This is a genomic window from Peterkaempfera bronchialis, assembly GCF_003258605.2.
Taxonomy (GTDB): Bacteria; Actinomycetota; Actinomycetes; order Streptomycetales; family Streptomycetaceae; genus Peterkaempfera; species Peterkaempfera bronchialis.
In genome coordinates this window covers 1,641,515-1,662,977 of the sequence record NZ_CP031264.1, presented here as the reverse complement: position 1 = coordinate 1,662,977, position 21,463 = coordinate 1,641,515, and the positions used below count along the sequence as shown (strand labels likewise).

22 protein-coding genes and 1 pseudogene are annotated in these 21,463 nt (G+C 73.1%); 6 read left to right on the top strand and 17 right to left on the bottom strand.

What is annotated here, in order from left to right:
* Positions 1-37: 37 nt before the first annotated feature.
* From C7M71_RS07240 to C7M71_RS33160, 3 genes and pseudogenes are all read left to right on the top strand, one after another.
* On the top strand, positions 38-1,261 hold the full coding sequence (locus tag C7M71_RS07240; RefSeq protein WP_111489767.1) for a dihydrolipoamide acetyltransferase family protein: 1,224 nt from the start codon (positions 38-40) through the stop codon (positions 1,259-1,261).
* A gap of 13 nt (positions 1,262-1,274) precedes the next feature.
* Positions 1,275-1,679, top strand: a pseudogene (locus C7M71_RS33165) (methylmalonyl-CoA mutase family protein); the annotation flags it as partial.
* Positions 1,662-2,036: a methylmalonyl-CoA mutase family protein gene (locus C7M71_RS33160; protein WP_407675975.1), complete on the top strand. Its 375-nt coding sequence runs from the start codon at positions 1,662-1,664 to the stop codon at positions 2,034-2,036. The pseudogene C7M71_RS33165 and the gene C7M71_RS33160, both read left to right, overlap by 18 nt.
* Here the strand turns inward: C7M71_RS33160 and C7M71_RS07230 are convergent.
* From C7M71_RS07230 to C7M71_RS07220, 3 genes are read right to left on the bottom strand one after another with little or no spacing between them, the layout of a single operon-like run.
* The gene (locus C7M71_RS07230) at positions 2,021-2,698 is read right to left on the bottom strand and encodes an HAD-IB family hydrolase (RefSeq protein ID WP_162824165.1); all 678 of its coding nucleotides are present in this window, start codon (positions 2,696-2,698) and stop codon (positions 2,021-2,023) included. The genes C7M71_RS33160 and C7M71_RS07230 overlap by 16 nt on opposite strands.
* A complete protein-coding gene (locus C7M71_RS07225) occupies positions 2,695-3,804 on the bottom strand; it encodes an acyl-CoA dehydrogenase family protein (protein WP_114914234.1) in 1,110 nt (369 codons plus the stop codon). Before C7M71_RS07225 ends, C7M71_RS07230 begins: the two co-directional genes overlap by 4 nt.
* A complete protein-coding gene (locus C7M71_RS07220) occupies positions 3,801-4,826 on the bottom strand; it encodes a ScbA/BarX family gamma-butyrolactone biosynthesis protein (RefSeq protein ID WP_162824164.1) in 1,026 nt (341 codons plus the stop codon). The genes C7M71_RS07225 and C7M71_RS07220 overlap by 4 nt, the downstream gene beginning before the upstream one ends.
* Positions 4,827-4,991: 165 nt before the next feature.
* Between C7M71_RS07220 and C7M71_RS07215 the strand changes: the two genes are divergently transcribed.
* From C7M71_RS07215 to C7M71_RS07205, 3 genes are all read left to right on the top strand, one after another.
* The gene (locus C7M71_RS07215) at positions 4,992-5,651 is read left to right on the top strand and encodes a ScbR family autoregulator-binding transcription factor (protein WP_229758594.1); all 660 of its coding nucleotides are present in this window, start codon (positions 4,992-4,994) and stop codon (positions 5,649-5,651) included.
* A 403-nt stretch (positions 5,652-6,054) separates the two neighbouring features.
* Positions 6,055-6,957, top strand: a complete 903-nt coding sequence (locus C7M71_RS07210) for an ABC transporter substrate-binding protein (protein ID WP_162824162.1) — start codon at positions 6,055-6,057, stop codon at positions 6,955-6,957.
* Between the two features lie 115 nt (positions 6,958-7,072).
* Entirely contained in the window at positions 7,073-8,026 is a 954-nt protein-coding gene (locus tag C7M71_RS07205) for an NADP-dependent oxidoreductase (protein ID WP_111489765.1), read from the top strand.
* A 23-nt stretch (positions 8,027-8,049) separates the two neighbouring features.
* On the opposite strand, the gene C7M71_RS07200 is transcribed toward C7M71_RS07205, so the two are convergent.
* The 14 genes from C7M71_RS07200 to C7M71_RS07135 all read right to left on the bottom strand — a co-directional run bounded on the left by C7M71_RS07200 (position 8,050) and on the right by C7M71_RS07135 (position 21,462).
* A complete protein-coding gene (locus C7M71_RS07200) occupies positions 8,050-8,973 on the bottom strand; it encodes an NmrA family NAD(P)-binding protein (RefSeq protein ID WP_111489729.1) in 924 nt (307 codons plus the stop codon).
* Positions 8,974-9,402: 429 nt separating this feature from the next.
* Positions 9,403-10,464 (bottom strand): hydrogenase expression/formation protein HypE, encoded by a 1,062-nt coding sequence (gene hypE / locus C7M71_RS07190; RefSeq protein ID WP_111489764.1) that lies wholly within the window; start codon positions 10,462-10,464, stop codon positions 9,403-9,405.
* Positions 10,465-10,477: 13 nt separating this feature from the next.
* Positions 10,478-11,641 (bottom strand): hydrogenase formation protein HypD, encoded by a 1,164-nt coding sequence (gene hypD / locus C7M71_RS07185; RefSeq protein WP_111489727.1) that lies wholly within the window; start codon positions 11,639-11,641, stop codon positions 10,478-10,480.
* Complete coding sequence (locus tag C7M71_RS07180; RefSeq protein WP_111489726.1) at positions 11,638-11,958, bottom strand: HypC/HybG/HupF family hydrogenase formation chaperone; 321 nt, start codon at positions 11,956-11,958, stop codon at positions 11,638-11,640. The genes hypD and C7M71_RS07180 overlap by 4 nt, the downstream gene beginning before the upstream one ends.
* A gap of 65 nt (positions 11,959-12,023) precedes the next feature.
* Positions 12,024-14,384 (bottom strand): carbamoyltransferase HypF, encoded by a 2,361-nt coding sequence (hypF, locus tag C7M71_RS07175; RefSeq protein ID WP_114914233.1) that lies wholly within the window; start codon positions 14,382-14,384, stop codon positions 12,024-12,026.
* Positions 14,381-15,118, bottom strand: coding sequence for a hydrogenase nickel incorporation protein HypB (gene hypB / locus C7M71_RS07170; RefSeq protein WP_111495184.1), 738 nt, complete (start codon positions 15,116-15,118; stop codon positions 14,381-14,383). Before hypB ends, hypF begins: the two co-directional genes overlap by 4 nt.
* Positions 15,119-15,124: 6 nt before the next feature.
* A complete protein-coding gene (locus C7M71_RS07165) occupies positions 15,125-15,541 on the bottom strand; it encodes a hydrogenase maturation nickel metallochaperone HypA/HybF (RefSeq protein ID WP_111495186.1) in 417 nt (138 codons plus the stop codon).
* A 130-nt stretch (positions 15,542-15,671) separates the two neighbouring features.
* Positions 15,672-15,776 (bottom strand): DUF6893 family small protein, encoded by a 105-nt coding sequence (locus tag C7M71_RS33155; RefSeq protein WP_407675871.1) that lies wholly within the window; start codon positions 15,774-15,776, stop codon positions 15,672-15,674.
* A gap of 84 nt (positions 15,777-15,860) precedes the next feature.
* On the bottom strand, positions 15,861-16,415 hold the full coding sequence (locus C7M71_RS07160; protein ID WP_111495188.1) for a hydrogenase maturation protease: 555 nt from the start codon (positions 16,413-16,415) through the stop codon (positions 15,861-15,863).
* Positions 16,412-17,827 (bottom strand): hypothetical protein, encoded by a 1,416-nt coding sequence (locus tag C7M71_RS07155; RefSeq protein WP_114914232.1) that lies wholly within the window; start codon positions 17,825-17,827, stop codon positions 16,412-16,414. Before C7M71_RS07155 ends, C7M71_RS07160 begins: the two co-directional genes overlap by 4 nt.
* Positions 17,824-18,507, bottom strand: coding sequence for a DUF6084 family protein (locus C7M71_RS07150; protein WP_111495431.1), 684 nt, complete (start codon positions 18,505-18,507; stop codon positions 17,824-17,826). Before C7M71_RS07150 ends, C7M71_RS07155 begins: the two co-directional genes overlap by 4 nt.
* Positions 18,504-19,166, bottom strand: a complete 663-nt coding sequence (locus C7M71_RS07145; RefSeq protein ID WP_114914231.1) for a DUF5947 family protein — start codon at positions 19,164-19,166, stop codon at positions 18,504-18,506. The genes C7M71_RS07150 and C7M71_RS07145 overlap by 4 nt, the downstream gene beginning before the upstream one ends.
* On the bottom strand, positions 19,163-19,681 hold the full coding sequence (locus tag C7M71_RS07140) for a NifU family protein (protein ID WP_111491747.1): 519 nt from the start codon (positions 19,679-19,681) through the stop codon (positions 19,163-19,165). The genes C7M71_RS07145 and C7M71_RS07140 overlap by 4 nt, the downstream gene beginning before the upstream one ends.
* A complete protein-coding gene (locus C7M71_RS07135) occupies positions 19,678-21,462 on the bottom strand; it encodes a nickel-dependent hydrogenase large subunit (RefSeq protein WP_111491748.1) in 1,785 nt (594 codons plus the stop codon). Before C7M71_RS07135 ends, C7M71_RS07140 begins: the two co-directional genes overlap by 4 nt.
* Position 21,463: the final 1 nt, after the last annotated feature.

Genomic DNA, 21,463 nt, shown 5'->3' with positions numbered 1-21,463 from the left:
AGTGCGAAGGAAACCCGTGACAGTCCTGACGTTCAAGATGCCCGATGTCGGTGAGGGGCTTGTCGAGGCCCGGATCCTCACCTGGCACGTCGCGCCCGGGGACACCGTGACCGACGGGCAACCGGTGTGCGAGGTCGAGACCGCCAAGGCCGCAGTGGAGCTGCCGATCCCCTATGACGGGGTCGTGGCGGAGATCCTCCACCCGGCCGACGCCGTCGTCGCGGTCGGTACGCCCATCATCTCCGTCGCCCCGGCCGGCGCTGCTGCCCCCGCCCCGGCGCCCGTGCGGCAGGAGGTCCTGGTCGGCTACGGGCCCCGCACGGACGGCGCAGCCTTGCCGCGCCGGCACCGGACCGCGCAGCCGGTGGCGGCCCCTCCTGCCCGGGCGGCGGAGACGGCCGAGGAGCCGCGGCCCCGGGCCAAACCGCCGGTCCGGAAGCTGGCCAAGGACCTGGGCGTCGACCTGTCCCGGATCCGGGGGTCGGGGGCGGACGCGTCGATCACCCGCGAGGACGTACTGGCGGCCTCCTCCGCACTCCGGGAAGCTGCCGCCGTCCGGCCCGGGGAGAGACGCGTCCCGGTCCAGGGGGTCCGCAAGGCCACCGCACAGGCCATGGTGGCGTCGGCGTTCACCGCACCCCATGTCACCGAGTTCCTGGAGGTCGACGTCACCCGGACGATGAAGCTGGTGCGGCGGCTGAAGAAGACCGGCTCGCCGGGTGACATACCCGTCAGCCCCCTGCTCATGGTCGCCGCCGCGTACCTCACCGCGCTCCGGCGCCACCCCGAGGCGAACGCGTCCTGGGACGAGCCGAACCAGGAGATCGTCCTGAAGGAGCAGGTCAACCTGGGGATCGCGGTGGCCACCGCACGCGGCCTGGTCGTCCCCAACATCAAGGACGCCGGCCGGCTGACGCCGGCCGGGCTCGCCGGGGCGCTGCGGACCCTGGTGGCGACCGCCCGGGCCGGCCGGTCCACCCCCGCCGATCTGCGGGGCGGAACCGCGACGATCACCAACATCGGCGTGCTCGGGGTCGACACCGGCACCCCGCTGCTCAATCCGGGCGAGGCCACGATCCTCGCGTTCGGCGCGGTCCGCCCGAAGCCGTGGGTGCACAAGGGCGCGCTCGCGGTCCGCGACATCACCACGCTCGCCCTCTCCTTCGACCACCGGCTGGTGGACGGTGAGTTGGGCGCGAAGGTGCTGGCCGACACCGCCGCCGTACTGGAACACCCTCAGCGGCTCATGATGGGGCGGTAGCGGTATGTCCCTGACCGTCGTGACGTGCAACGCGCAGTACAGGGGACTCCTCGCGTGCGGTGCGACGAGCCTGTCGGTGGTCTTTGACCTGCCCACCAGGATGGGCCGCGACTCGGACGCCCCGATGGCCTCGGGACACGTGGGCAGGACCGGCGTCGCCGTCGACTCGGTCGACGACATGCGGGTGCTGTTCAGCGGGATCCCGCTGGACCGGATCTCCACGTCGATGGCGGCCGGCGCGTCGGCCGCGGTGCTGGTGCTGCTCTACCAACTGGTCGCCGAAGAACAGGGAGTCGCCGCAGACCGGCTCAGAGGGCAGGCGGCCCGGCGGAGCCGTATCTTCCCGCCCGGGCCGTCGGCGCGGCTGGACGCGGAGCTGCGCGCGTACTGCCGATCCGAGATCCCCGAGTGGTTCACCGGGCCGCAGCCGGCCGCGGCGCCGGCCAGGCACGGACACGGGTCCACCGACCCGGCCGTCGAGGCCCGCCAGGCCGAGCGGATCGCCAAACTCCGCGCCTGGCGGTGCCAGGAGCGGGTTGCGGAGGCCCTGCTGCGGATGCGGCGCGCGGCAGCGGGCAGCGACAACGTGGTCTATCCGATGAAGGACGCGCTGTCCGCCGGGGCCACCGTCGGGGAGGTCTGCGACGTGCTGCGCGACACCTGGGGTACGCACCCCCCGGCTGCGGCGGACCACGCGGGCGGCGCCGATCCGGCGGGCGCCACGGCGTGGCGCCCGCCGGATCCTCGATCTCGTCGCGGTCAGCCGTTCCGCTGACCCGCCAGCGCCGGCAGCACCCGCCAGCGCCCGGCGCGGGCGGCCGCCCGCAGCACGGGATCACAGCCCACCTGCACGGGTCGGCCGACCGCTTGGAGCATGGCCAGATCGCTTGCGTGGTCCCCATAGGCGGAGCACTCGCGGGGGTCGGCCTCCAGGGCGGACATCGCTTCGGTGACCGCGCGGGCCTTGGCCGGACCGGTCATCGGCCGCAGCAGCTCACCGGTGAACACTCCGCATGGGGTCTGCTCCTGCTCGGTGCAGAGCAGCAGGTCCACGCCGAGCTCCGCCACGACCGGTTCGAGGCAGGCCCGCATCGAACCCGAGACGAGGACCACCGTGTCACCGCGTGCCTGGTGGTTGCGCAGCTCCGCCAGCGTGGTGACGATCACCGCAGAGTCGCTGTGCCGGTACTCCTCGTACCAGCAGCGGCCTGCCTCGGCGAGGTCGGCGGCCTTCACACCCCGGAAGAGCTGGTAGTAGCCGCGGTTGGCCTGCTCGCGAGGCAGGGTGAGCAACTGCGCCACGGTGAGTCCCGCAGGGGTGGTCTGCGGTCCGTACGCGGGGTGGTGAAGCCGCCAGTACCGCCAGAAGGCAGCCATGGTCTTGGTGTTGAGGAGGGTCTCGTCGACATCGAAGAACGCCGCCGCCTGCCCGCTCATCCGCTCGCCCTGGGCGGGCCGAGGCCGGTCCGGGAGTAGAGCGCGCTCGCCGCCTCGAAGCCGAGGGCGGCATGCCCCGTCGCGGCCACGACGTCCCGCCATCGGCGTTGCAGCGGGCTGTCCACGGCCTGGGCCCGACTGCCTGCGGCCCGCATCAGCCTGTCCACGGCGGTGGCGGACATTTCCGCGGCCAGCGAGAAGTCCCGGACGTTTTCGGCGACGGCCTGCTCGGTGATGTCGGCCAGGTCGGCCCGGCCCAGGGCATGGCGGACGAGGAGCCCGGCCGCATGGACTTCTCCGGAGGCCCGGGCCAGCACCTCCTGGGCGCCGGGTGTGGCGTGCGCGGGGCGGCCGTCCGTCAGCACCCGGGCGCGGGTGAGCTCCGTCCAGTCGCGTAGCGCCTGGCGGGCCGCCCCGAGCGCGGGGGCGACGAACTGGGCCCCCGCGACCAGCAGATAGGGCACGGAGTGGCAGCGCTCCCGGCCCGGCTCGGTGTGCGCGAGGTCGCCGAGGGTGAAGGTACGGTGCGCGGGTACGAAGGTCCGCTCGACCCGCACCGTGTTGCTGCCGGTGCCGCGCAGGCCGAGGCTGTGCCAGGTGTCGGCGACCTCGAACCGCGCGCGGGGCACCGCGAAGATCCGGCAGGCGCGGGCCGCGCCCTCGCCGACCCATGCGGCGAGCAGGATCCAGTGCGCATGGTCCACGCCACTGGCGAGGTTCCACGTCCCCGTGAGCATCCAGCCGTCCGCCACCACCTCGGTCTCCCCGGAGGGCGGCACGATGGCGGCCGCGATGCGTATGTCGGGAGACTCGGCCCAGAGTTCCCGCTGACCCTCGTAGGGAAGGTAGGCGGCGAGTCTGCCGTGGGCCGCGTAGAGCGCGGCGCACCACGCTCCGGAGGTGCAGGTCTCGCCGAGTACGGCGGCAGCCTCGGCCGCCTCCGCAAAGGACCCGGCGCTGCCGTTCCACTGCTTGGGTACGAAGTGCCGGGCGAAGCCGGCGGTCGTGATGGCGTCCGCGATTCCCGGGGTGAGCCGTCTCTGGTGTTCGATGTCTTCGGCCCAGGTCCGGGCGAGAGCGGTCAGCGATCCGGTGTCGAGGGTCATTGGGCTCCGCCCGCCGCCGCGCTGGTGAGGACGCCGATGAGGGCAGCGGCGGCGAGCAGTCTCCCGTCCTGCTCGGCTGCGACGCGTACGGGTTGCCGTCCGAGCTCGGACGGCTCCGGTACCGGCTCCGCCGTGATCGTCACGGGCGCGTCCAGTTCACCGAAGGCGAGGAACGAGACGGCGCTGGATTCCAGGGTCCAGCGCAGCAGGGCTGGATCGGCTCCGGTGGCCTGCGCCGAGGACAGCGCCGCAGCCTGGTTGAAGGACTCGATCAGCGACATGCCGGGTATGTGGTCGCAGGAGTGATCGAAGTAGACAGGGTGCGCGGTGTCGAGGCGCAGCTGCCAGCTGTCCGGGGTGCAGCCCGCGGCGAGCATCGTGTCCCGCTGGTGGAGCCGGCCGAAGGTCCGAGGCGGCAGCACCGGCGGGGGCAGGTCGAGGATCGCCGCATGCGGTCGGACGGGCGTGGTCCTCCCGCGTCCGCGCGGGTAGCGCACACGCTGGTAGCGCTCGGGGCTGAGGGCCTGCCAGCAGAGGCCGACCCGGCCTTCGAGACGGCCGTCCGCGACCAGGGTGGCATCCAGGGTCATCCCGAAACGGTCGTCGACCCCGGCGTCGAGCCGGCAGGCGACGTCCACCAGCACGGAGTGCGGAGCGGTGCGGGCGGCTGACCGGGCGGTGGGCGGTTCGAGTTCGTACTCGAGGCTCGTCAGCACAAACGGGTGGTGCTGCGGCACGCCGTAGTACACGTGCGAGAGGTAGATGCCGCTCTGCCGGACGGTCTCGACCAGCAACTGCGGATCGGCGGTGCCGGCCGGGCAGATGCCGGAGCCGAACAGGGTGTGGTGCTGGGGCCATTGCGCCGCGACTGTGTACCGGTTCGACCCGATGCGGACGGCGTCGGTCAGCAGGACCTCCGACACGGCCGTCTTGTGGACCAGGGTGCGGGGCACCCCTCGGTCGAAAGTCAGCTTCTGCTGCTCTGTGTCGGTGTGCGGCACCTGGACAGCTAACGGATTCATGGTGGCCACGTTCAAATCGCCCCTCGCTGACGTGCTCGGTTTGAGATCGCACTGGTGGGCAAAGGTGTGCCCCCCCGGGTGCAAAAATATACCTTCCGGAAGGTATATTGCAACGGTCGGCTCGACCAGCGACAGTGGCCGCAAACAGCAAGAGCGAGGCAGCACATGACGGAGCACCACATAGACGCCCGCGCCGACGAGGCACCCTGGGGGGCGAAGATCGCCCAGGAGGGGCCACCGATCCATCAGGAGCGGGCTCGGCACACCCGGCAGCTGATCCTTCGGGTGGCGGCCGACGAGTTCGCGGCCAACGGCTTCCGCAGCACCTCACTGCAGTCCGTCGCGAAGCGGGCGCAGATCACCAAGGGTGCGATCTACCACCACTTCAGCAACAAGGAGAACCTCGCCGCCTCGGTGGTCGAGGAGCACTATGCACTCTGGCCCGCGCTCGTCTCCGACGTCGGAGCGGCCGGACTGCCCCCGTTCGAGACGGTCGTCCACCTGCTGGACAGAGTCGTCCTGACCTTCCGTGACGACCCGATCGTCCAGGCCAGCGCCCGGCTCCAGATCGAGCGCACCACCATCGGGATCCCGCTGCCCACCCCGTTTGTGGGCTGGACGCAGCTGCTGACCGACCTGCTGCGGGGAGCCGAGGAGGCGGGTCAGCTGCGCGCGGGCTGCACTCCGGAGGTGGCCGCCCGGGTGATCGTGGCCGCCTTCTTCGGCATCCAGCACATCTCGGACGCGCTGCACAACCGCACGGACATCGTCGAGCGCTGGCAGGAGGTCAAGGACACGCTCCTGCCCGCGATCCGGGCGTTGTAGCGGCGGCGGAGCCGCATGTCTCCACGGGCGGACATACACCGGCTCTCCCCGTGGCGAACCACCTGTGAGTCGCCCCGGGAAGCCGTGCCGACGGTGGGTGGCGCGCTGATCGGAACACCGTGTCGGCGAGTTTTCAGGTGTTCGCGCCGGAGTTCATTTCACCGAGGGTGGCGGTCGCTGGCCGGACATGGATGTCCGTCCAGCGGGACATTGGTAGCGGATCGGTTTCGGATGGTGCGATCCGCCGAGGTTTGCGGGCGATTGCGCTCCTGTGATCTTGATCTACTGGCAAGTAACCGCTGAGCTTCCCAGCAACGCCTCCGGCGACCTCACTCCCGCAGTCGAAATCAATCGCGCGGGGTCTCGCTGCGCTGGGCGTCCCTTGGAAGAAGAGGACCTTGTCGTGCGTCATCGATCCCTTTTTGTGCTGGGCGCCGCGGTAACGGCCGGATCGCTGCTGATGAGCGGCTGCGGGGTGTTCGATGCCGAGCGTAAAACGGTGTCCCTGCGCGATCGGCTGCCGAAGGCGATCCGGGATGCGGGGGTCATACAGGTGGGCTCGGATCTCAATTACGCGCCGGTCGACTTCCGGGATGCCAACGGTGTGACGATCGGGATGGACCCGGATATCGCGGAGGCGCTGGGGAGGGTGCTCGGCGTGAAGTTCGAGTTCCATGACACCAACGGCTTCAACCATGTGCTGCCCAGCCTGCTACAGGGCAAGTACGACATCGCCATGTCGGCGATCACGGACACCCGGGAGCGCAGGGACGGTCAGGACGCCGACGGGCGGAAGGTCAACGAGGGCGTCAACTTCGTGGACTACTTCCTGGCCGGTATCGCGATCGTCGTGGAGAAGGGGAACCCGAAGAAGATCTTCGGGCTGAACGACCTCTGCGGCAGGACCCTGGCGGTGAAGAAGTCCACCACCCAGTATGAACTGGCGGTGCGTCAGCAACAGGCGTGCAGGAACCTGGGCAAGCCGCTCAAGGTCACCGGGCAGAACAGCGATGTGCAGGCGCTGGCGGAGGTGCGCGCCGGAAGGGCCGATGCGCAGATGAGCGACTTCCCGGTGGCCGCGCACAGTGCGCGGACCACGGACGGCGGAAAGGCATTCGAGCTGGCTCCGGATCAGTTGCAGCCGGCGCCTTTCGGAATCGCGCTGCGCAAGGAGGACACCGAACTCCGCGACGCGCTGGTCCGCGCAATCGACACGATCATCATCAGCGGTGAGTACGAGAAGATCCTGGCGAAGTGGAACCTCACCAACGGCGCGGTGCAGAACGCGCTGGCGACAGGCAGCTGAACGCCCCCTCGGCGCCTCCCCTCGGCGCCTCCCCTCGGCGGATACCGTCGTCACCGTGACGCGCGGCCCCGCACGAGGGCGGCCCGAGGGCGAGGAGAAGGCAGCCATGAGCACCATGCGAGCGATCAGCCAGGACAGGTTCGGCGGCCCCGAGGTGCTGCACCTCGTGGAGACGCTGAAGCCGCAGCCGCTGCCGACCGAGGTGCTGGTGCGGGTCGTCTCGGCCGGGGTGAACCCGGTGGACTCCAAGACCCGGGCCGGGGGCGGTATGGCGGGTGTGCTCGGCAAGCCGCCGTTCACCCTCGGCTGGGATGTCTCCGGTGTGGTGGAGGAGATCGGCTTCGGCGTCCACACCCTTGAGGTGGGCGACGAGGTGTACGGCATGCCGTGGTTCCCCCGTGCGGCGAACGCCTATGCCGAGTATGTGACCGCGCCCTCCCGGCAGTTCGCCCGCAAGCCGGGGTCGCTGAGCCACGACGAGGCGGCGGCCGTACCGCTGGCGGCGCTCACCGCCTGGCAGACGCTGGTCGACGCCGCGCATGTGACGGCCGGACAGCGGGTGCTGGTTCATGCCGCGGCCGGTGGCGTGGGCCACTTCGCCGTCCAGTTCGCCAAGCACCTGGGCGCCCATGTCATCGGGACCGCGCGGACCGCCAAGCACGCATGGCTGCGCGGGCTCGGCGCCGATGAGCTGATCGACTACACCCAGGTGCGGTTCGAGGAGGCGGCGCGTGAGGTCGATGTCGTCATCGACCTGGTCGGCGACGCCCACGAGGACACCAGCACCCGCTCGCTGGACACGCTCCGGCCCGGCGGTGTGATCATCGCGGTGCCCTCGGGCGCCTCACCCGAGCTGCTGGACCGGGCCCGGGCGCGCGGCCTGCGCGCCATGCCGTTCCTGGTCGAGCCCGACGGTGCCGCGCTCACCCGGATCGCCGAACTCATCGAGGCCGGCACGGTCGCCGTCGAGGTCGAGGAGGTCTTCCCGCTGGACCAGGCCGCCGAGGCGCACCGCCGGGCCGAGCAGGGCCGCACCCGGGGCAAGCTCGTGCTGCGGGTCGCCTCCTGACGGACGGAGCGCGGCTCCCCGCGTCACGGCGGCGGCGGGAACAGTCCGGGGTTGTCCGCCACGAACTGCCGCACGCTGGACGCGGGGTGCCCGGTGACGGCCTCGACGTCCCGGGTCACGCGGTCGTACCGGTTCTGCGCATGCAGCCGCGCCATGGTCGCCAGGTGGTCGAAGACATGGTCGGGGAGGGACAGCGCGCGCAGCTCCCGGTCGACCCACTGCTCATACGGTGGGCTGACATAGCTGACGGGTCGGCCCAGCGCCGCCGAGAACTCCGCAGCCATGGCCGTCAGGTCGCGCGAGAGCGGCCCGGTCAGTTCATAGGTGCGGCCGAGGTGCGGAGCGGGGTCCGCCAGGATCTCGGCGACGACCGCCGCGACGTCCCGGGCCGCGATCGGCGAGGTGCGGCCGGTGCCGAACGGCAGCCGGATCGTCCCGTCCTTCGCGATCGACGCATAGGCGAAGACCCGGAAGAGCGGGTTCTCCATGAACACGGTCGGCCGGACGTGGGTGACGGGCAGGCCCGACCAGTCCAGGGCCTGCTCGGCGAGCCAGTGCTGCCGCTGCTGTGTCGACTCGGCGGTGCTGGTGAGATCCATCTGGGAGACCGTCAGCTGCGACATGTTGACCAGCACCTCCAGACGCCCATACGCGCGGGCGGCAGCCGCCGTGGTGACGGTCGCCTCCAGATAGTGCGACGACACGCCCATGCCGAAGTACATCCGGCGGCAGCCGTCCAGCGCGCGGAGGACGTCCGCGCCGCGCGTGAGGTCCCCGACCACGACCTCGGCTCCCGTGCCGCGCAGCGCCTCCGCCCGCTCGTCCTCCCGGTGGACCAGCGCCCGCACCGGCAGCCGCCTCCGTCGGAGGGTGTCGAGTACCAGCCTGCCGATGCCTCCCACCTCTCCGGTGGCGCCGGTGACAAGGATCGGATCTTCGCCGGCCATGGGTCTCTCCCGGATGCGGTGGCTGGAACGGGGAGGGGCGGGGCCGCGCCCGGCGCCCTGTTCAGCGTATGTGCGGTACGCCGGGTCGGCATTCCGGCTGCGGACCACCGGCGCCGGTGATCAGCCGGGGCCCGGTCGCCCTGCTGGACGATCCGGCCCCGGTCCCTCACGACGATGCGGTCCGCGAGGGCGGCGCTGCCGATGTTGTGGGTGACGAGCAGGGTGATCCGGCCGGCGGCGAAAGCACGGAGCGCGTGCAGGATCCGTCGTCGGAGGTGGTGACGGCGGCGAGGTAGTGGATGCGGGCGACCCTGACGGCCGCGAGACCGGTCGGCACGGAAGCCGACGACCAGGCAGGGGTGATGGCCCGGGGCCGCCGGGCGAAAGGCGTCTGACGCCTTCTCCGGCGGCCCCGGGGCCGATGCGCCGTCAGCAGATGCGGGGCAGCTGCTCGCCGAGCGGGAGGTCCACCACCCGGGTGCCGCCCAGGCCGGTACGGGCGACGACCATGCCCGGATGGGCGTCCACGCACTCGCCGATCACCGCCGCCCCGGCGCCCAGCGGATGGGCGCGCATGGCGGCGAGCACCGCGTCGGCCTCGGCGCGCGGGACGAAGGCGACCAGCTTGCCCTCGTTGGCGACGTACATCGGGTCCAGGCCCAGGATGGCGCAGGCATTGGCCACCTCCGGGGGGACCGGCACGCTGCGCTCCTGGAGGACGACGCCCACCCCGGCCGCCGCCGCGATCTCGCCCACCGCCGCCGCCAGGCCGCCGCGGGTGGGGTCGCGCAGCACATGCAGCTCCGGGGTGACCGCCAGCATGGCCTCGACCAGCCCGCCGAGGGCGGCGCAGTCGCTCTCGACCGCCACGCCGAACTCCAGCCCCTCGCGGACGCTGAGCACCGCCACGCCGTGCAGGCCGATCGGGCCGCTGACGATCACCACATCGCCGGGTACCGCGCGCTGCGGGCGGATGTCGACGCCCGCCGGGACCAGCCCGATCCCGGCGGTGTTGAGGTAGATGCCGTCGCCGTGGCCGGCCTCCACGACCTTGGTGTCACCGGTGGCCACCTCCACGCCCGCCGCGCGGGCGGCGGCGCCCAGCGCCTCGGCGACCCGCGCCACCACGGAGGTCTCCACACCCTCCTCCAGGATGAACCCGCAGGAGAGGTAGGCGGCGCGGGCGCCGCTCATCGCCAGGTCGTTGACGGTGCCGTTGACGGCCAGGTCGCCGATGGAGCCGCCGGGGAAGAAGAGCGGCCGGACCACATAGGAGTCGGTGGAGAACGCCAGCCGCGCCCCGCCCAGGGTGACCGTCGCGGAGTCGGCGAGCGCGGCGAGTACCGGGCCGCCGAAGGCCGGGGCGAAGACATGCCGCACCAGCTCGGCGGAGAGCGCCCCGCCGCCGCCGTGGCCCATCACGATCCGGGGGTGGTCGCGCAGCGGCGCGGGGCAGGTCCAGCCGGAGAAGTCCGGGGCGTCGTCGCGCAGCAGGTCAGCGGTGTCAGCCAACGGGGCTCGCCTCCACGGCAGTCGTCACGGGAGCGGTTGGGGGAGCGGTGGTGGCGGCAGTGGTGGTGCCGCCGAGCCGGCGGTAGAGGTAGTACGCGGCGCAGGCCCCCTCGCTGGAGACCATGGTGGCGCCCAGCGGGTTGCGCGGGGTGCAGGTGGTCCCGAACGCCTCGCACTGGTGCGGCTTGATCAGCCCCTGGAGCACCTCGCCGCTGCGGCACTCGGCGGGCTCCCGGGTGGCGATGGCCTCCACCGAGAAGCGCAGCTCGGCGTCGTACGCGCGGTAGCGCTCGGAGAGCCGCCAGCCGCTGCCGGGGATGGTGCCGATGCCGCGCCAGGCCCGGTCGGTGACCTCGAAGACATCGGCCAGCATGGCCTGGGCGGCCGGGTTGCCCTCCTCCCGCACGGCGCGGGCGTAGGCGTTGTCGACGGTGTGCTCGCCGCGCTCCAGCTGCCGTACGGCGCGGCGTACGCCCTCCAGCACGTCCAGCGGCTCGAAGCCGGTGACCACGATCGGCACCCGGTACCGCTCGGCCAGCGCCGGGTACTCCGCGACGCCCATCACGCTGCACACATGCCCGGCGGCGAGGAACGCCTGCACCCGGCAGTCGGGGGACTGCATGATCGCCTCGATGGCCGGGGGGACCCGCACATGCGACACCAGCAGGCTGAAGTTGCGGATGCCGAGCCTGCGTGCCTGATACACCGTCATGGCGTTGGGCGGCGCGGTGGTCTCGAAGCCGATGCCGAAGAAGACCACCTCGCGGTCCGGGTTCTGCTGGGCGATCCGCAGCGCGTCCAGCGGGGAGTAGACGACGCGGACGTCGCCGCCCTCGCTGCGCACCCGGAAGAGGTCCCGGCCGCTGCCGGGGACCCGCAGCATGTCGCCGAAGGAGCAGAAGATCACATTCGGTCGGGAGGCGATCTCCAGCGCCTTGTCGATGACCTCCAGCGGGGTCACGCAGACCGGGCAGCCGGGGCCGTGGATCAGCTCCACCTGCTCGGGCAGCAGCTGGTCGATGCCGTGCCGGATGATGGAGTGGGTCTGCCCGCCGCAGACCTCCATCAGGGCCCAGGGCCGGGTGACGGTGGCGTGGATGTCGTCGAGGAGCCGCCGCGCCAGCGCGGGGTCCTGGAACTCGTCGATGTACTTCACCGGGCCGCCTCCTTCGCCGTCTCCTGCACCGTCTCCTGCGCCGGGTCCGCGCTGCGGGCCGCCTGCTCCCACGGGTCGCCGAACTCCTCCTCCAGCATCCCCAGGTCGCCGAAGAGGGCGAGCGTCTGCCGCGCCGACTCCTCGTCCAGCCGCTGGAGCGCGAAGCCCACATGGACGATCGCGTACTCGCCGACCCGCAGGTCCGGCAGGTACTCCAGGCAGACGTCCTTCACCACGCCGCCGAAGTCGACGGTCGCCATGCGCGTGCCGTCGCGTTCCTCGATCTCCAGCACTCTGCCGGGTACCGCCAGACACATGGGGGTCTCCTTGCTCTGCTCCGGGTGATACAGGGGGTGGTACAAGGGGTGGTACAGGGGGTGGTTCAGGGGGTGGTGGTGCGGGCGGCGACGACCAGCTGGCCGAGCGCCAGCCCGCCGTCGCCCGGCGGGACCAGGCGGTGGCACAGCACGGTGAAGCCGTCCCGGCGCAGCCCTTGGACGCAGGCGGCGGAGAGCACCGCATTGGCGAAGACACCGCCGCTCAGCGCCACGGTGTCCAGCCCGTGCCGGGCGCGGGCGACGGCGCAGACCTGCCGCACCAGCCCGGCCAGCGCATGGTGGAAGCGGGCCGCGATCAGCCCGCGCGGCACCCCGCGCCGCAGGTCGGCGACGACCGCGCCCAGCACCGGCGCCGGGTCGGCGGCCAGCGCGCCGGCCGGGGAGGGGGCCCGCAGCGCGAAGCGGTAGGCCCCGCCCGGCTCGCTGCCCCAGCCGACGGCGGCGGCCTCCAGCTCCAGCGCGGCCTGCGCCTCGTACCCGGCCAGTTGGCACACCCCGGCCAGCGCGGAGACCGCGTCGAAGAGCCGCCCTGCGCTGGAGGTGGGCACGCAGTGCAGCCCGCGCTCCAACTGGCGTGCCAGCAGCGGCCGTTCACCGGGCGGGCAGGCGGCGGTGCAGGGCAGGTCGCCGTCCCAGGGCAGGCCCGCCGCGTACAGGTGCGCCAGCGCGGTCCGGTACGGGCGGCGGACGGCGGCGTCACCGCCGGGCAGCGGCACATACGCCAGATGCGCGAACCGCAGGCAGCGGTCGTAGTCGGCCACCAGGAACTCGCCGCCCCACACCGCGCCGTCGTCGCCGTAGCCGGTGCCGTCGAAGGCGACGCCGATCACCGGGCGGCTGCCGTCCAGGCCGTTCTCCGCCATGCAGGCCGCGACATGGGCGTGGTGGTGCTGCACCAGCCGCAGCGGCCGGGTGCCCGCCCGGCGGCGGGCCCACTGCGCGGAGCGGTACCCGGGATGGCGGTCGGCGGCCAGCAGCGCGGGCGCCACCCCGCTGATGGACTCCAACTGCCGCTCGGCCGCGTCGAAGGCGGTGAGGGTCGCCAGGTCGTCCATGTCGCCGATGTGCGCCGACAGCCAGGCATGGCGGCCCGCGCCGAGGCAGAAGACGTTCTTGAGGTCGCCGCCCACCGCGAGCGCGGGCCGCACCGGCACCGGCAGCGGTACCGGCAGCGGCGCATAGCCGCGCGACCGGCGTACCGGCACCACCCTGCCCTCCACCACCCGCACCACCGAGTCGTCGCAGGGCACCTGGATGGGCCGGTCATGGGTGAGCCAGGCGTCGGCCAGCCCGGCCAGCCGCTCCAGGGCCTCCTCGTCGCCGGTGACGATCGGCTCGCCGCCGAGGTTGCCGCTGGTCATCACCAGCAGCCGGGGCCCGGCCGGGTCGCCGTCCAGGCCCAGCAGCAGTTGGTGCAGCGGGGTGTACGGGAGCATCACGCCCAGGTCGGCGCTGCCCGGCGCGACGCCGTCGGCCACGGCGGGGGCGTCGCCGGGCAGGGCGGCGCCGGTGCGGCGGCGCAGCAGCACGATGGGGCGGCGGCTGCCGGTGAGCAGCTCGCGTTCGGCGGGGGAGAGGTGGACCAGCCGCTCCACGTCGGCGAGGTCCCGGGCCATCAGGGCGAACGGCTTCTCCCCGCGCGCCTTGCGGCGGCGCAGCAGCCCGACGCTCTCCGCGCGGGCCGCGTCGCAGGCCAGGTGGTAGCCGCCGAGGCCCTTCACGGCGACGACCGCGCCCTGCGCCAGCAGCCGCCGGGCCCCCGCCAGCGGGTCGCCGGGGACCTCCCGGCCGGGCGTCAGCAGCCGCAGCCGGGGCCCGCAGTCATGGCAGGCGACCGGCTGCGCATGGAAGCGGCGGTCGCCCGGGTCGCCGTACTCGGCCGCGCAGCGCGGGCACATCGGGAAGCGGGCCATGGTGGTGTTGGCCCGGTCGTACGGCAGGCCGGTGACGATGGTGAAGCGCGGTCCGCAGTGGGTGCAGCTGATGAAGGGGTGCCGGTACCGCCGGTCGGCCGGGTCGGCCAGCTCGGCCAGGCAGTCGGCGCAGGTCGCGGTGTCGGGGGAGACCAGGGTGCGGACGGCCGTGCCGCCCCGGGAGGCGGCGATGGCGAACCCGGTCCCGCCGGCCGGGTCCACGGCCTCATGGGCCACCGACTCCACCACGGCCAGCGGCGGCGCCTCGGCGCCGATCCGCCGGCAGAACGCGGCGACCGCCTCCGGCACCCCCTCGACCTCGGCGACCACCCCGTCGCCGGTGTTGGCGACCTGCCCGGTCAGCCCCAGCTCCCCGGCGAGCGCATGCACATACGGCCGGAAGCCGACGCCCTGCACCACCCCGCGCACGGTGACCCGGCGGCGCACCGCCCCGGCCGGGGCGGCGGTCGCCGTCCGCTGTCCGCCGGTCACGGGTGGGTGTGGGTGACGCCGTCGTGGCGGTGGGTGTGGCCGACGGCCTGCCGGGCCATCACCGGCCGGTGCACGGCGCCGCCGTCCTCGGCGGCCAGTGCCCGGTCCAGCAGCACCCCGACGCCCTCGCCGCTCCGGACCGAGGTGAAGACCACCTCCACCCCCGGGTTCACCCGGCGGACGCCCGCCAGGAACGCGGCCTCGTCGAAGCCGACCGCCTCGGCCAGGTCGGTCTTGGTGACCACCACCAGCTGCGCCAGCCCGAACGCGGTCGGGTACTTCAGCGGCTTGTCCTCGCCCTCGGTGACCGACGCCAGCGCCACCCGCAGCGACTCCCCGAGGTCATAGGAGGCCGGGCAGACCAGGTTGCCGACGTTCTCCACGAAGAGCAGCCGGGTCCCCTCGGGCAGCCAGCCCGCCAGGTGGTCCCGGAGCATCGCCGCCTCCAGGTGGCACAGCCCGTCGGTGAGCACCTGCTTCACCGGTACGCCGGAGCGGGCCAGCCGGGTCGCGTCATTCTCGGTGGCCAGGTCGGCGGTGAGGGCGGCCACCGGGATGCCACGTTCCCGGGCGAGGGTCAGTTCGGCCTCCAGCAGGGCGGTCTTGCCGCTGCCGGGGCTGGAGAGCAGGTTGACCACGGTGGTCCCACGGGCGGTCAGCTCGGCGCGGAGCGCCTGCGCGCTGGAGTCGTTCCTGGCGAGCACCGCCTGCTGGAGGTCGACGACACGGCACATGGGTGATCAGTGCTCCTCGGGGGCTTGGGTGTGCGCGGGGGCTTGGGTGTGCGCGGGGGCTTGGGTGTGCGCGGGGCGGTCCGCCCAGCGCACGCTGACGATCTGCAACTCCCGCCCGGACAGCAGCTCGGCGGTGGCGCCGCCGCACTGCGGGCAGCACAGCTGCGGCGGCATGCCGGTCGGCCACTCCCCGTCGCAGGGGGCGCAGCGGGCGCGGCCCGCCACGGTCTCGGTACACAGGTCGGCACCGGCGAGTACGGTGCCCTCGCAGGCCAGCCCGAAGCAGAAGTGCAGGGAATCGGGGACGACCCCGGCCAGCTCGCCGACCCGCAGCCGTACGCTCTCCACCGCGTCCGCGCCGCCGGCCCGCGCCGCCTCCTCGACCTGCCCCACCACTGCGAGCGCGATGGACATCTCGTGCATGGGTCTCTCTCCGCTGTGCGGCCCGACCGGCTCTGCCCGCCCCGCCCCATTACAGGTGGGGGCGGTACGGGGCCCCTTCCGCCACGCCGCCGCCGGGCGGCGCCGTCCGCCGTTCGGGCCCGGCAGGGCCTCACATCGAGCGGATCTTCAGATAGCGCTTGATGTCGGGCAGGTTGACCGCCACCACGCTGACCACCAGGGCTGCGGCGGTTCCGCCGATCAGGATCTTCCACATGGGTCTCGCTCCTCGCTCTCTGCGTTGCCGCTGTCTGCGTCGCCGATGCCTGCATTGCTGATGCCTGCATTGCTGCCGCATGGGTCACCGGGCCGAGGGTTCGGCGGCGGGGCTCGGCTCCGGTTCGTCCCGCAGCACGCGCAGGACCAGGCGGACGGCCTCGTCCACGGCTGCGGCGACCGGGGCGCTGAGGCCGATGCCCTCGTCCAGCCGGGCGGGCTCGCACCCCACCACGAGCACCCGGTGCGGCCGGTGACCGCCGGTGCTTGCGCTGAGGGTGTCCAGCAGGGCCAGTACGGCGTCCGGGGTCATCCGGTGCCCGTCCACCACGGCACCGTGCGGGTCGAGGGAGCCGGGCCGGTCCGCCTCGATCAGGTGGAGGGTGCCCGGCGGTCCGCCGCGCTGCACGGCGTCCACCAGTACGGCGGTCCGGTAGCCCTCCAGCAGCCGGTAGGCCAGATGGACGCCGCGCACCCCGGTGTCGACCAGCTCGACCCCGTCCGGCAGCGGATGCCCGGCCAGCCGGCGGACGGCCTCCACCCCGAAGCCGTCGTCGCCGAGGAAGATATTGCCGATGCCCGCGACCAGGACCCGGTCGGACCGGTCGGACCGGCCCGCGCCGCCGGAGGGGCCGCTCATGCCTCCTCCAGCAGGGCCACCTCGTCGGGCTGGAAGTACAGGAAGCGCCCCTGCTCGCGGCGGAGTTCCGCGCCGGGGTCGCCGTCGACCGTCACCGCCAGGTGCACCCCGCCGTCCACATCGTGCAGCACCGCCTCCACCAGGGCGCTGCGCCCGTGCAGGAACAGGTCCTGCGCATCGGTGCGCCGCAGCCCGGGGCGCAGCAGCACCCGGCTGCCCGCCCCCACCGGGGTGCCGTCGACCAGCACCCGGTCGGTCGCCGGGTCGACGCTGCGGTCGGCCGCCGGATCCCACCAGGGGGTGTCGGGGCGGACCCCGGGGGCGGCCCCGCCGAAGTCCGGCGGCGGGGGCGGCGGCGCCTCGGGCCCGGTGGCCTCGCGCAGCGCCCGCACCGCGCCGTGCAGCCGCTCCAGCACCTCGGGGGGCAGCGAGTCGGCCAGGTCGACGACGGCGGCGGCCCGGTCGTCGGTGCCGCGCGCCTCCCGCTTCTCCCGGTCGGTGAGGGCGGCGGTGCGCAGCGCCAGGATCTCGTCGATCTCGGTCGCGTCATAGAGCGTGCCGGGGCTCTCGGGGGCGATGTGCGGATGGTCCTCCAGGATGATGGGGGAGGAGAGCACCACATCGGCGGCGCCGTTGTCACCGGCCAGCACCGGCCAGGTGTGCTCATTGCGGCACTGGGCGACGGCGGACCGGGCCCACTCCGGCGGGTCGGTCATCGACAGGAACGAGCCCGCCGTCAGACCGAGCATCAGATGGGCGGAGACCAGCGACCGGGGCAGCGCGGCCTCCCGGTCGGCGTCGGCCTCGCCGGGCGGCGTCCAGTCGGAACCGTTCTCCACCACGGCGGTCAGCCGCAGCGCCCGGTAGGGGCCGGGCAGTTCGGCGGCGGTGAGCCGCAGCACGCCGTCGATCCGCTCACGGCGCCGCAGCAGTCGGCCGACCGGCCGCCCCGAGGCGTCGTGCACGGTCTCCGCCTCCTCGTGGACCGGCCGCCGGAAGGGCAGCCGGGCGCCCTGGTCGCACAGGTCGGCGACGTCCAGCCGCAGCTCGACCCGCTCCTCGACGCCCTCGTCCCAGGGCACCAGCACCCGGTCGGGCAGCTCCAGGCTCTGCACCGTCTCGAACTCCCCGCCGGGCAGCGCCCGCTGCACGGTGCGGCGCTGGGTGTGCAGAAACCGCAGCTCGACCAGGAGGGCAGCGCCGCGCCGGGGCTCCAGCAGGACCTCGGTGCGCTGGAAGGAGTGCTCGGCGCTGCCGTGCCCCCAGGCCGGCGGGACGAGCACGCCGAACTGCCAGCGCAGCCGGTTCTTGGCGGCCGACGCCCGGTAGGGGTAGAGGACATAGCCCTCGAAGAGCACGGCGTCGGCCACCTGGCGGGCGGTGGCGAACCGGGTGTCGACGGCGGTGGTCATGGTGCGATCCCCTCGGCGGCGAGTGGTACGGCGAGTGGTGCGGGGCCGGGAGCTTCGTCGGCCGCGTCGAGCAGCGCCCGCACGGTGGCCTCCCAGGAGGGCAGGGCGTTGCGGGAGCGGTAGGCGAGCAGCGCGTCCATGGCGGCACTGGGCAGCCGGATCCAGCCGCAGCCGGGGAAGTGGTGCCCGATCATCTCCCGCCAGACGCGCACCGGCAGTCGGCAGACCGCCTCCCGGTCCCAGGGCACGGGCTGCACCCGGAAGCCCCCCGGGCCGCAGAACGCGGTGCCGGAGAAGAGCAGCAGCAGCGGCGCCTCGCCGTCCTCCAGGGCGGCGAAGTACTTGGCGGAGGCGACGTCCATGTCATAGGTGCAGGGCACCGGCAGGTCGACCTCGGTCTCGTCGGTGAAGCCGGGCACCACCACCGAGACCTGGGCGAACTGCAAGGGGTGCAGGGTGGACTCCCAGCGCGACCGCTCGCCGAAGAGATCGCTCAGCCGGTCGGCCTCCCCCGGTCCGTAGCTGCGCCGGGAGGGCTCGATGCGCAGCTGGCAGCGGAGCGCCAGGGCGTGCACCCGCTCGCCGCCGGAGGCGCTGATCCGCAGCCGCAGGACCAGGGTGGGCCCGGCCGCGTAAGGGTCGGCGCGGACGCCGACGCAGGCGAAGCTCAGCTCGGTCACGGCCGCCCGCCTTCCCGCCGTACGACGGTGGCCCGCTCGGCCAGCCGGTCGAAGAACCCGGCCAGTTCGGCCCGCGCCTCGGCGCCGCCGTCGAAGCCCTGCCAGTGCAGCCGCATCCGGCCCACCAGCTCATATGCGGCGTCGACCGGCAGCAGATAGCAGTCGCTGCGCCCTTCGCTGCGCCGTACCAGCAGCGCCTCCACATCGGGTTGCAGCAGGGCGGCCAGCGGGGAGTCGCCGAAGACGGCCTCCCAGGCGGCGGGGTCCGGCTCGCCCTCGGTGGCCCCGGCGGGGCTGGGGTAGAAGGCGACCATCCGGTCCAGTACGGAGTTGCGGAAGAAGAAGGCGACGCCGACCGGGATGGCGAGGCTCTCCCAGGCCGCCGCGTCCAGCCGCAGCTCCGGGTCGGTGAGCCAGCGGTCGGGTACGGTGCGGAACCGTCCGCTGCCCGCGCCGGGCCGGTCGAAGAGCAGCGCGCAGGGGACGCAGGCGCAGGTCAGCGAGCGCTGCTCGGCGTCCACCAGATGCCGGTGCCCGGCCGCCAGCCCGACGCCGCACAGCTCGCACCGCTCCGGCTCCGGCGGCCGGGGCGCGGTGAAGCGGCGCAGCCCCGTGCGCTCCCGGCCGGGCGGTGCGGGCGCCGTACGGGACGGGCTCATGACGCCGCCACCGGGCGGGCGCCGATCTGGAGCAGCACCGGCTCGCGCTCGGCGGCGCCGGGCTGCCGCAGCTCGACCGAGGCCACCTCGGGGGCGAAGCAGGAGAGCGCGGCCTCGATGCGCTGCCGGGTCGCCTCGGTGGTGGACGGGCAGCCGCAGCCGCCCTGGTCCCGCGCGGCCAGCCGCAGGGTGCCGGTCGCCTCGTCGAAGTCGGCCACCTCGACCGAGTCGGCGCGGGCCGCCTCCAGGGCCCGGGCGATGCGGGCCGCGGTCTGCTCGGGGTGCAGGTCGTGCAGCACCAGCAGACCGGCGGCCACCTCGTCGCCCAGCAGCGCGGCCAGCGGGTCGCCGGGCCGCCCGGAGAGCAGGTCCACGATCCTGGCCAGGCCCGCGCCGTAGAAGGCGGTCAGCGCGCGGACCAGCTCCTCGGCGGCGTCGGCCGCCGCGCGGTCGCCGCTCTCCGCGAGGCGGTCCAGCGCCTCCTCGACCCGGCGGCCGGTCGCCTCGGCGCTCATCCGGCCAGGCCGCTCAGCCCGGTGGGGACATGCATGGACTGCACGGTCCGGCCGCCGCCGACGTACATATGGACGCCGCACGGCAGACAGGGGTCGAAGCTGCGGACGGTGCGCATGATGTCGATGCCCTTGAAGTTCTCCGGGCTGTTCTCCTCGAAGATCGGCGTGTTCTGCACCGCGTCCTCGTACGGACCGGGGGTGCCGTAGCTGTCGCGCACACTGGCGTTCCACGGCGTCGGCGGGTACGGGTGGTAGTTGGCGATCTTGCCGTCCCGGATCACCATGTGGTGGGAGAGCACGCCGCGCACCGCCTCGGTGAAGCCGCAGCCGATGGACTCGTCCGGCACCTCGAACTTCTCCCAGGTCTGGGTGCGGCCGGCCCGGACCTCGGCGAGGCCCTTCTCGGCGAAGTACAGCGCGGCGGCGGCGACATACGCCTGGAAGTAGGTGCGGGCCCGGTTGCGCTCCAGGGCGTTGCTCCACCGGGGGATCTTCCACTCGAAGGTGGTCTCCGGCTTGGTCAGGGTGCGCGGCAGGTTGATCACCACGCTCTGGCCGGTGGCCTTGACGTACCCGATGTCGACCAGCCCGGACAGGGCGGTGGACCAGAGCCGGGCCAGCGGGCCGCCGCCGGTGTCCAGCGCCAGGTGGTCGGTGCCGTCGAACCAGCGCGGCGACATCACCCAGCTGTACTTGTCGGCGAAGTCGCGCTTCTGCGGGGCCGGGATGGTGTGCTGGTTCCAGGGGTGGCGCGGGTCGACCGGGTTGCCCAGCGGGTCGCGGCTGACGAACAGCTCCTGCCCCTGCCAGTCGTCGTAGTAGGAGGAGCCGAGCAGGATGCGGATGCCGAGGTTGATCTCGGTGAGGTCGTTGGTGACCAGCTTGCCGTCGACCACGATGCCCGGGGTGACGAACATCTTCCGACCCCAGTCGGACATGTTGCGGTAGGTGAAGTCGCAGTGGTCCGGGTCGTTGAGGGCGCCCCAGCAGCCCAGCAGCACCCGGCGCCGGCCGACCTCCTCATAGCCGGGCAGCGCCTCGTAGAAGAAGTCGAAGAGGTCGTCGTGGAGCGGCACCACGCGCTTCATGAACTCCACATAGCGCATCAGCCGGCTGAGGTAGTCGGTGAAGAGCTGGACCGACGCGATGGTGCCGACGCCGCCCGGGTAGAGCGTGGAGGGGTGCACATGGCGCCCCTCCATCAGGCAGAACATCTCCCGGGTGTAGCGGCTGACCTGGAGCGCCTCCCGGTAGAACTCGCCCTCCAGCGGGTTGAGCGACCGCATGATGTCGGCGATGGTGCGGTAGCCGTGGTCCGCCGCGTGCGGGGCCTCGGTGCGCTCGGCCAGCTCCAGCACGCCGGGGTTGGTCTCGCGCACCATGCGCTCGCAGTAGTCCACCCCGACCAGGTTCTCCTGGTAGATGTTGTGGTCGAACATGAACTCCGCGGACTCGCCGAGGTTGATGATCCACTCGCCGAGGTGCGGCGGCTTCACGCCGTACGCCATGTTCTGCGCGTACACCGAGCAGGTGGCGTGGTTGTCGCCGCAGATGCCGCAGATGCGGCTGGTGATGAAGTGCGCGTCCCGGGGGTCCTTGCCGCGCATGAAGACGCTGTAGCCACGGAAGACCGACGAGGTGCTGTAGCACTCGGCGACCCGCTTCTGCTTGAAGTCAATCTTGGTGTGGATGCCCAGGCTGCCCACGATCCGGGTGATCGGGTCCCAGGACATCTCCGTCAGGCCGCTGCCGTCCCTGGCCGCGTTGGTGGTCTGCGTCATC

What these genes read in the sequence shown, in the direction of transcription:
- C7M71_RS07165 (WP_111495186.1), bottom strand. Translation starts at nt 15,541, where the DNA reads ATGCACGAGATGTCCATCGCGCTCGCAGTGGTGGGGCAGGTCGAGGAG.
- C7M71_RS33155 (WP_407675871.1), bottom strand. Translation starts at nt 15,776, where the DNA reads ATGTGGAAGATCCTGATCGGCGGAACCGCCGCAGCCCTGGTGGTCAGC.
- C7M71_RS07220 (WP_162824164.1), bottom strand. Translation starts at nt 4,826, where the DNA reads ATGAATCCGTTAGCTGTCCAGGTGCCGCACACCGACACAGAGCAGCAG.
- C7M71_RS07215 (WP_229758594.1), top strand. Translation starts at nt 4,992, where the DNA reads ATGACGGAGCACCACATAGACGCCCGCGCCGACGAGGCACCCTGGGGG.
- C7M71_RS07180 (WP_111489726.1), bottom strand. Translation starts at nt 11,958, where the DNA reads ATGTGTCTGGCGGTACCCGGCAGAGTGCTGGAGATCGAGGAACGCGAC.
- hypB (WP_111495184.1), bottom strand. Translation starts at nt 15,118, where the DNA reads ATGTGCCGTGTCGTCGACCTCCAGCAGGCGGTGCTCGCCAGGAACGAC.
- C7M71_RS07240 (WP_111489767.1), top strand. Translation starts at nt 38, where the DNA reads ATGCCCGATGTCGGTGAGGGGCTTGTCGAGGCCCGGATCCTCACCTGG.
- C7M71_RS07160 (WP_111495188.1), bottom strand. Translation starts at nt 16,415, where the DNA reads ATGAGCGGCCCCTCCGGCGGCGCGGGCCGGTCCGACCGGTCCGACCGG.
- C7M71_RS07140 (WP_111491747.1), bottom strand. Translation starts at nt 19,681, where the DNA reads ATGAGCGCCGAGGCGACCGGCCGCCGGGTCGAGGAGGCGCTGGACCGC.
- C7M71_RS07135 (WP_111491748.1), bottom strand. Translation starts at nt 21,462, where the DNA reads ATGACGCAGACCACCAACGCGGCCAGGGACGGCAGCGGCCTGACGGAG.
- C7M71_RS07200 (WP_111489729.1), bottom strand. Translation starts at nt 8,973, where the DNA reads ATGGCCGGCGAAGATCCGATCCTTGTCACCGGCGCCACCGGAGAGGTG.
- C7M71_RS07205 (WP_111489765.1), top strand. Translation starts at nt 7,073, where the DNA reads ATGCGAGCGATCAGCCAGGACAGGTTCGGCGGCCCCGAGGTGCTGCAC.
- C7M71_RS07225 (WP_114914234.1), bottom strand. Translation starts at nt 3,804, where the DNA reads ATGACCCTCGACACCGGATCGCTGACCGCTCTCGCCCGGACCTGGGCC.
- C7M71_RS07155 (WP_114914232.1), bottom strand. Translation starts at nt 17,827, where the DNA reads ATGACCACCGCCGTCGACACCCGGTTCGCCACCGCCCGCCAGGTGGCC.
- C7M71_RS07145 (WP_114914231.1), bottom strand. Translation starts at nt 19,166, where the DNA reads ATGAGCCCGTCCCGTACGGCGCCCGCACCGCCCGGCCGGGAGCGCACG.
- C7M71_RS07230 (WP_162824165.1), bottom strand. Translation starts at nt 2,698, where the DNA reads ATGAGCGGGCAGGCGGCGGCGTTCTTCGATGTCGACGAGACCCTCCTC.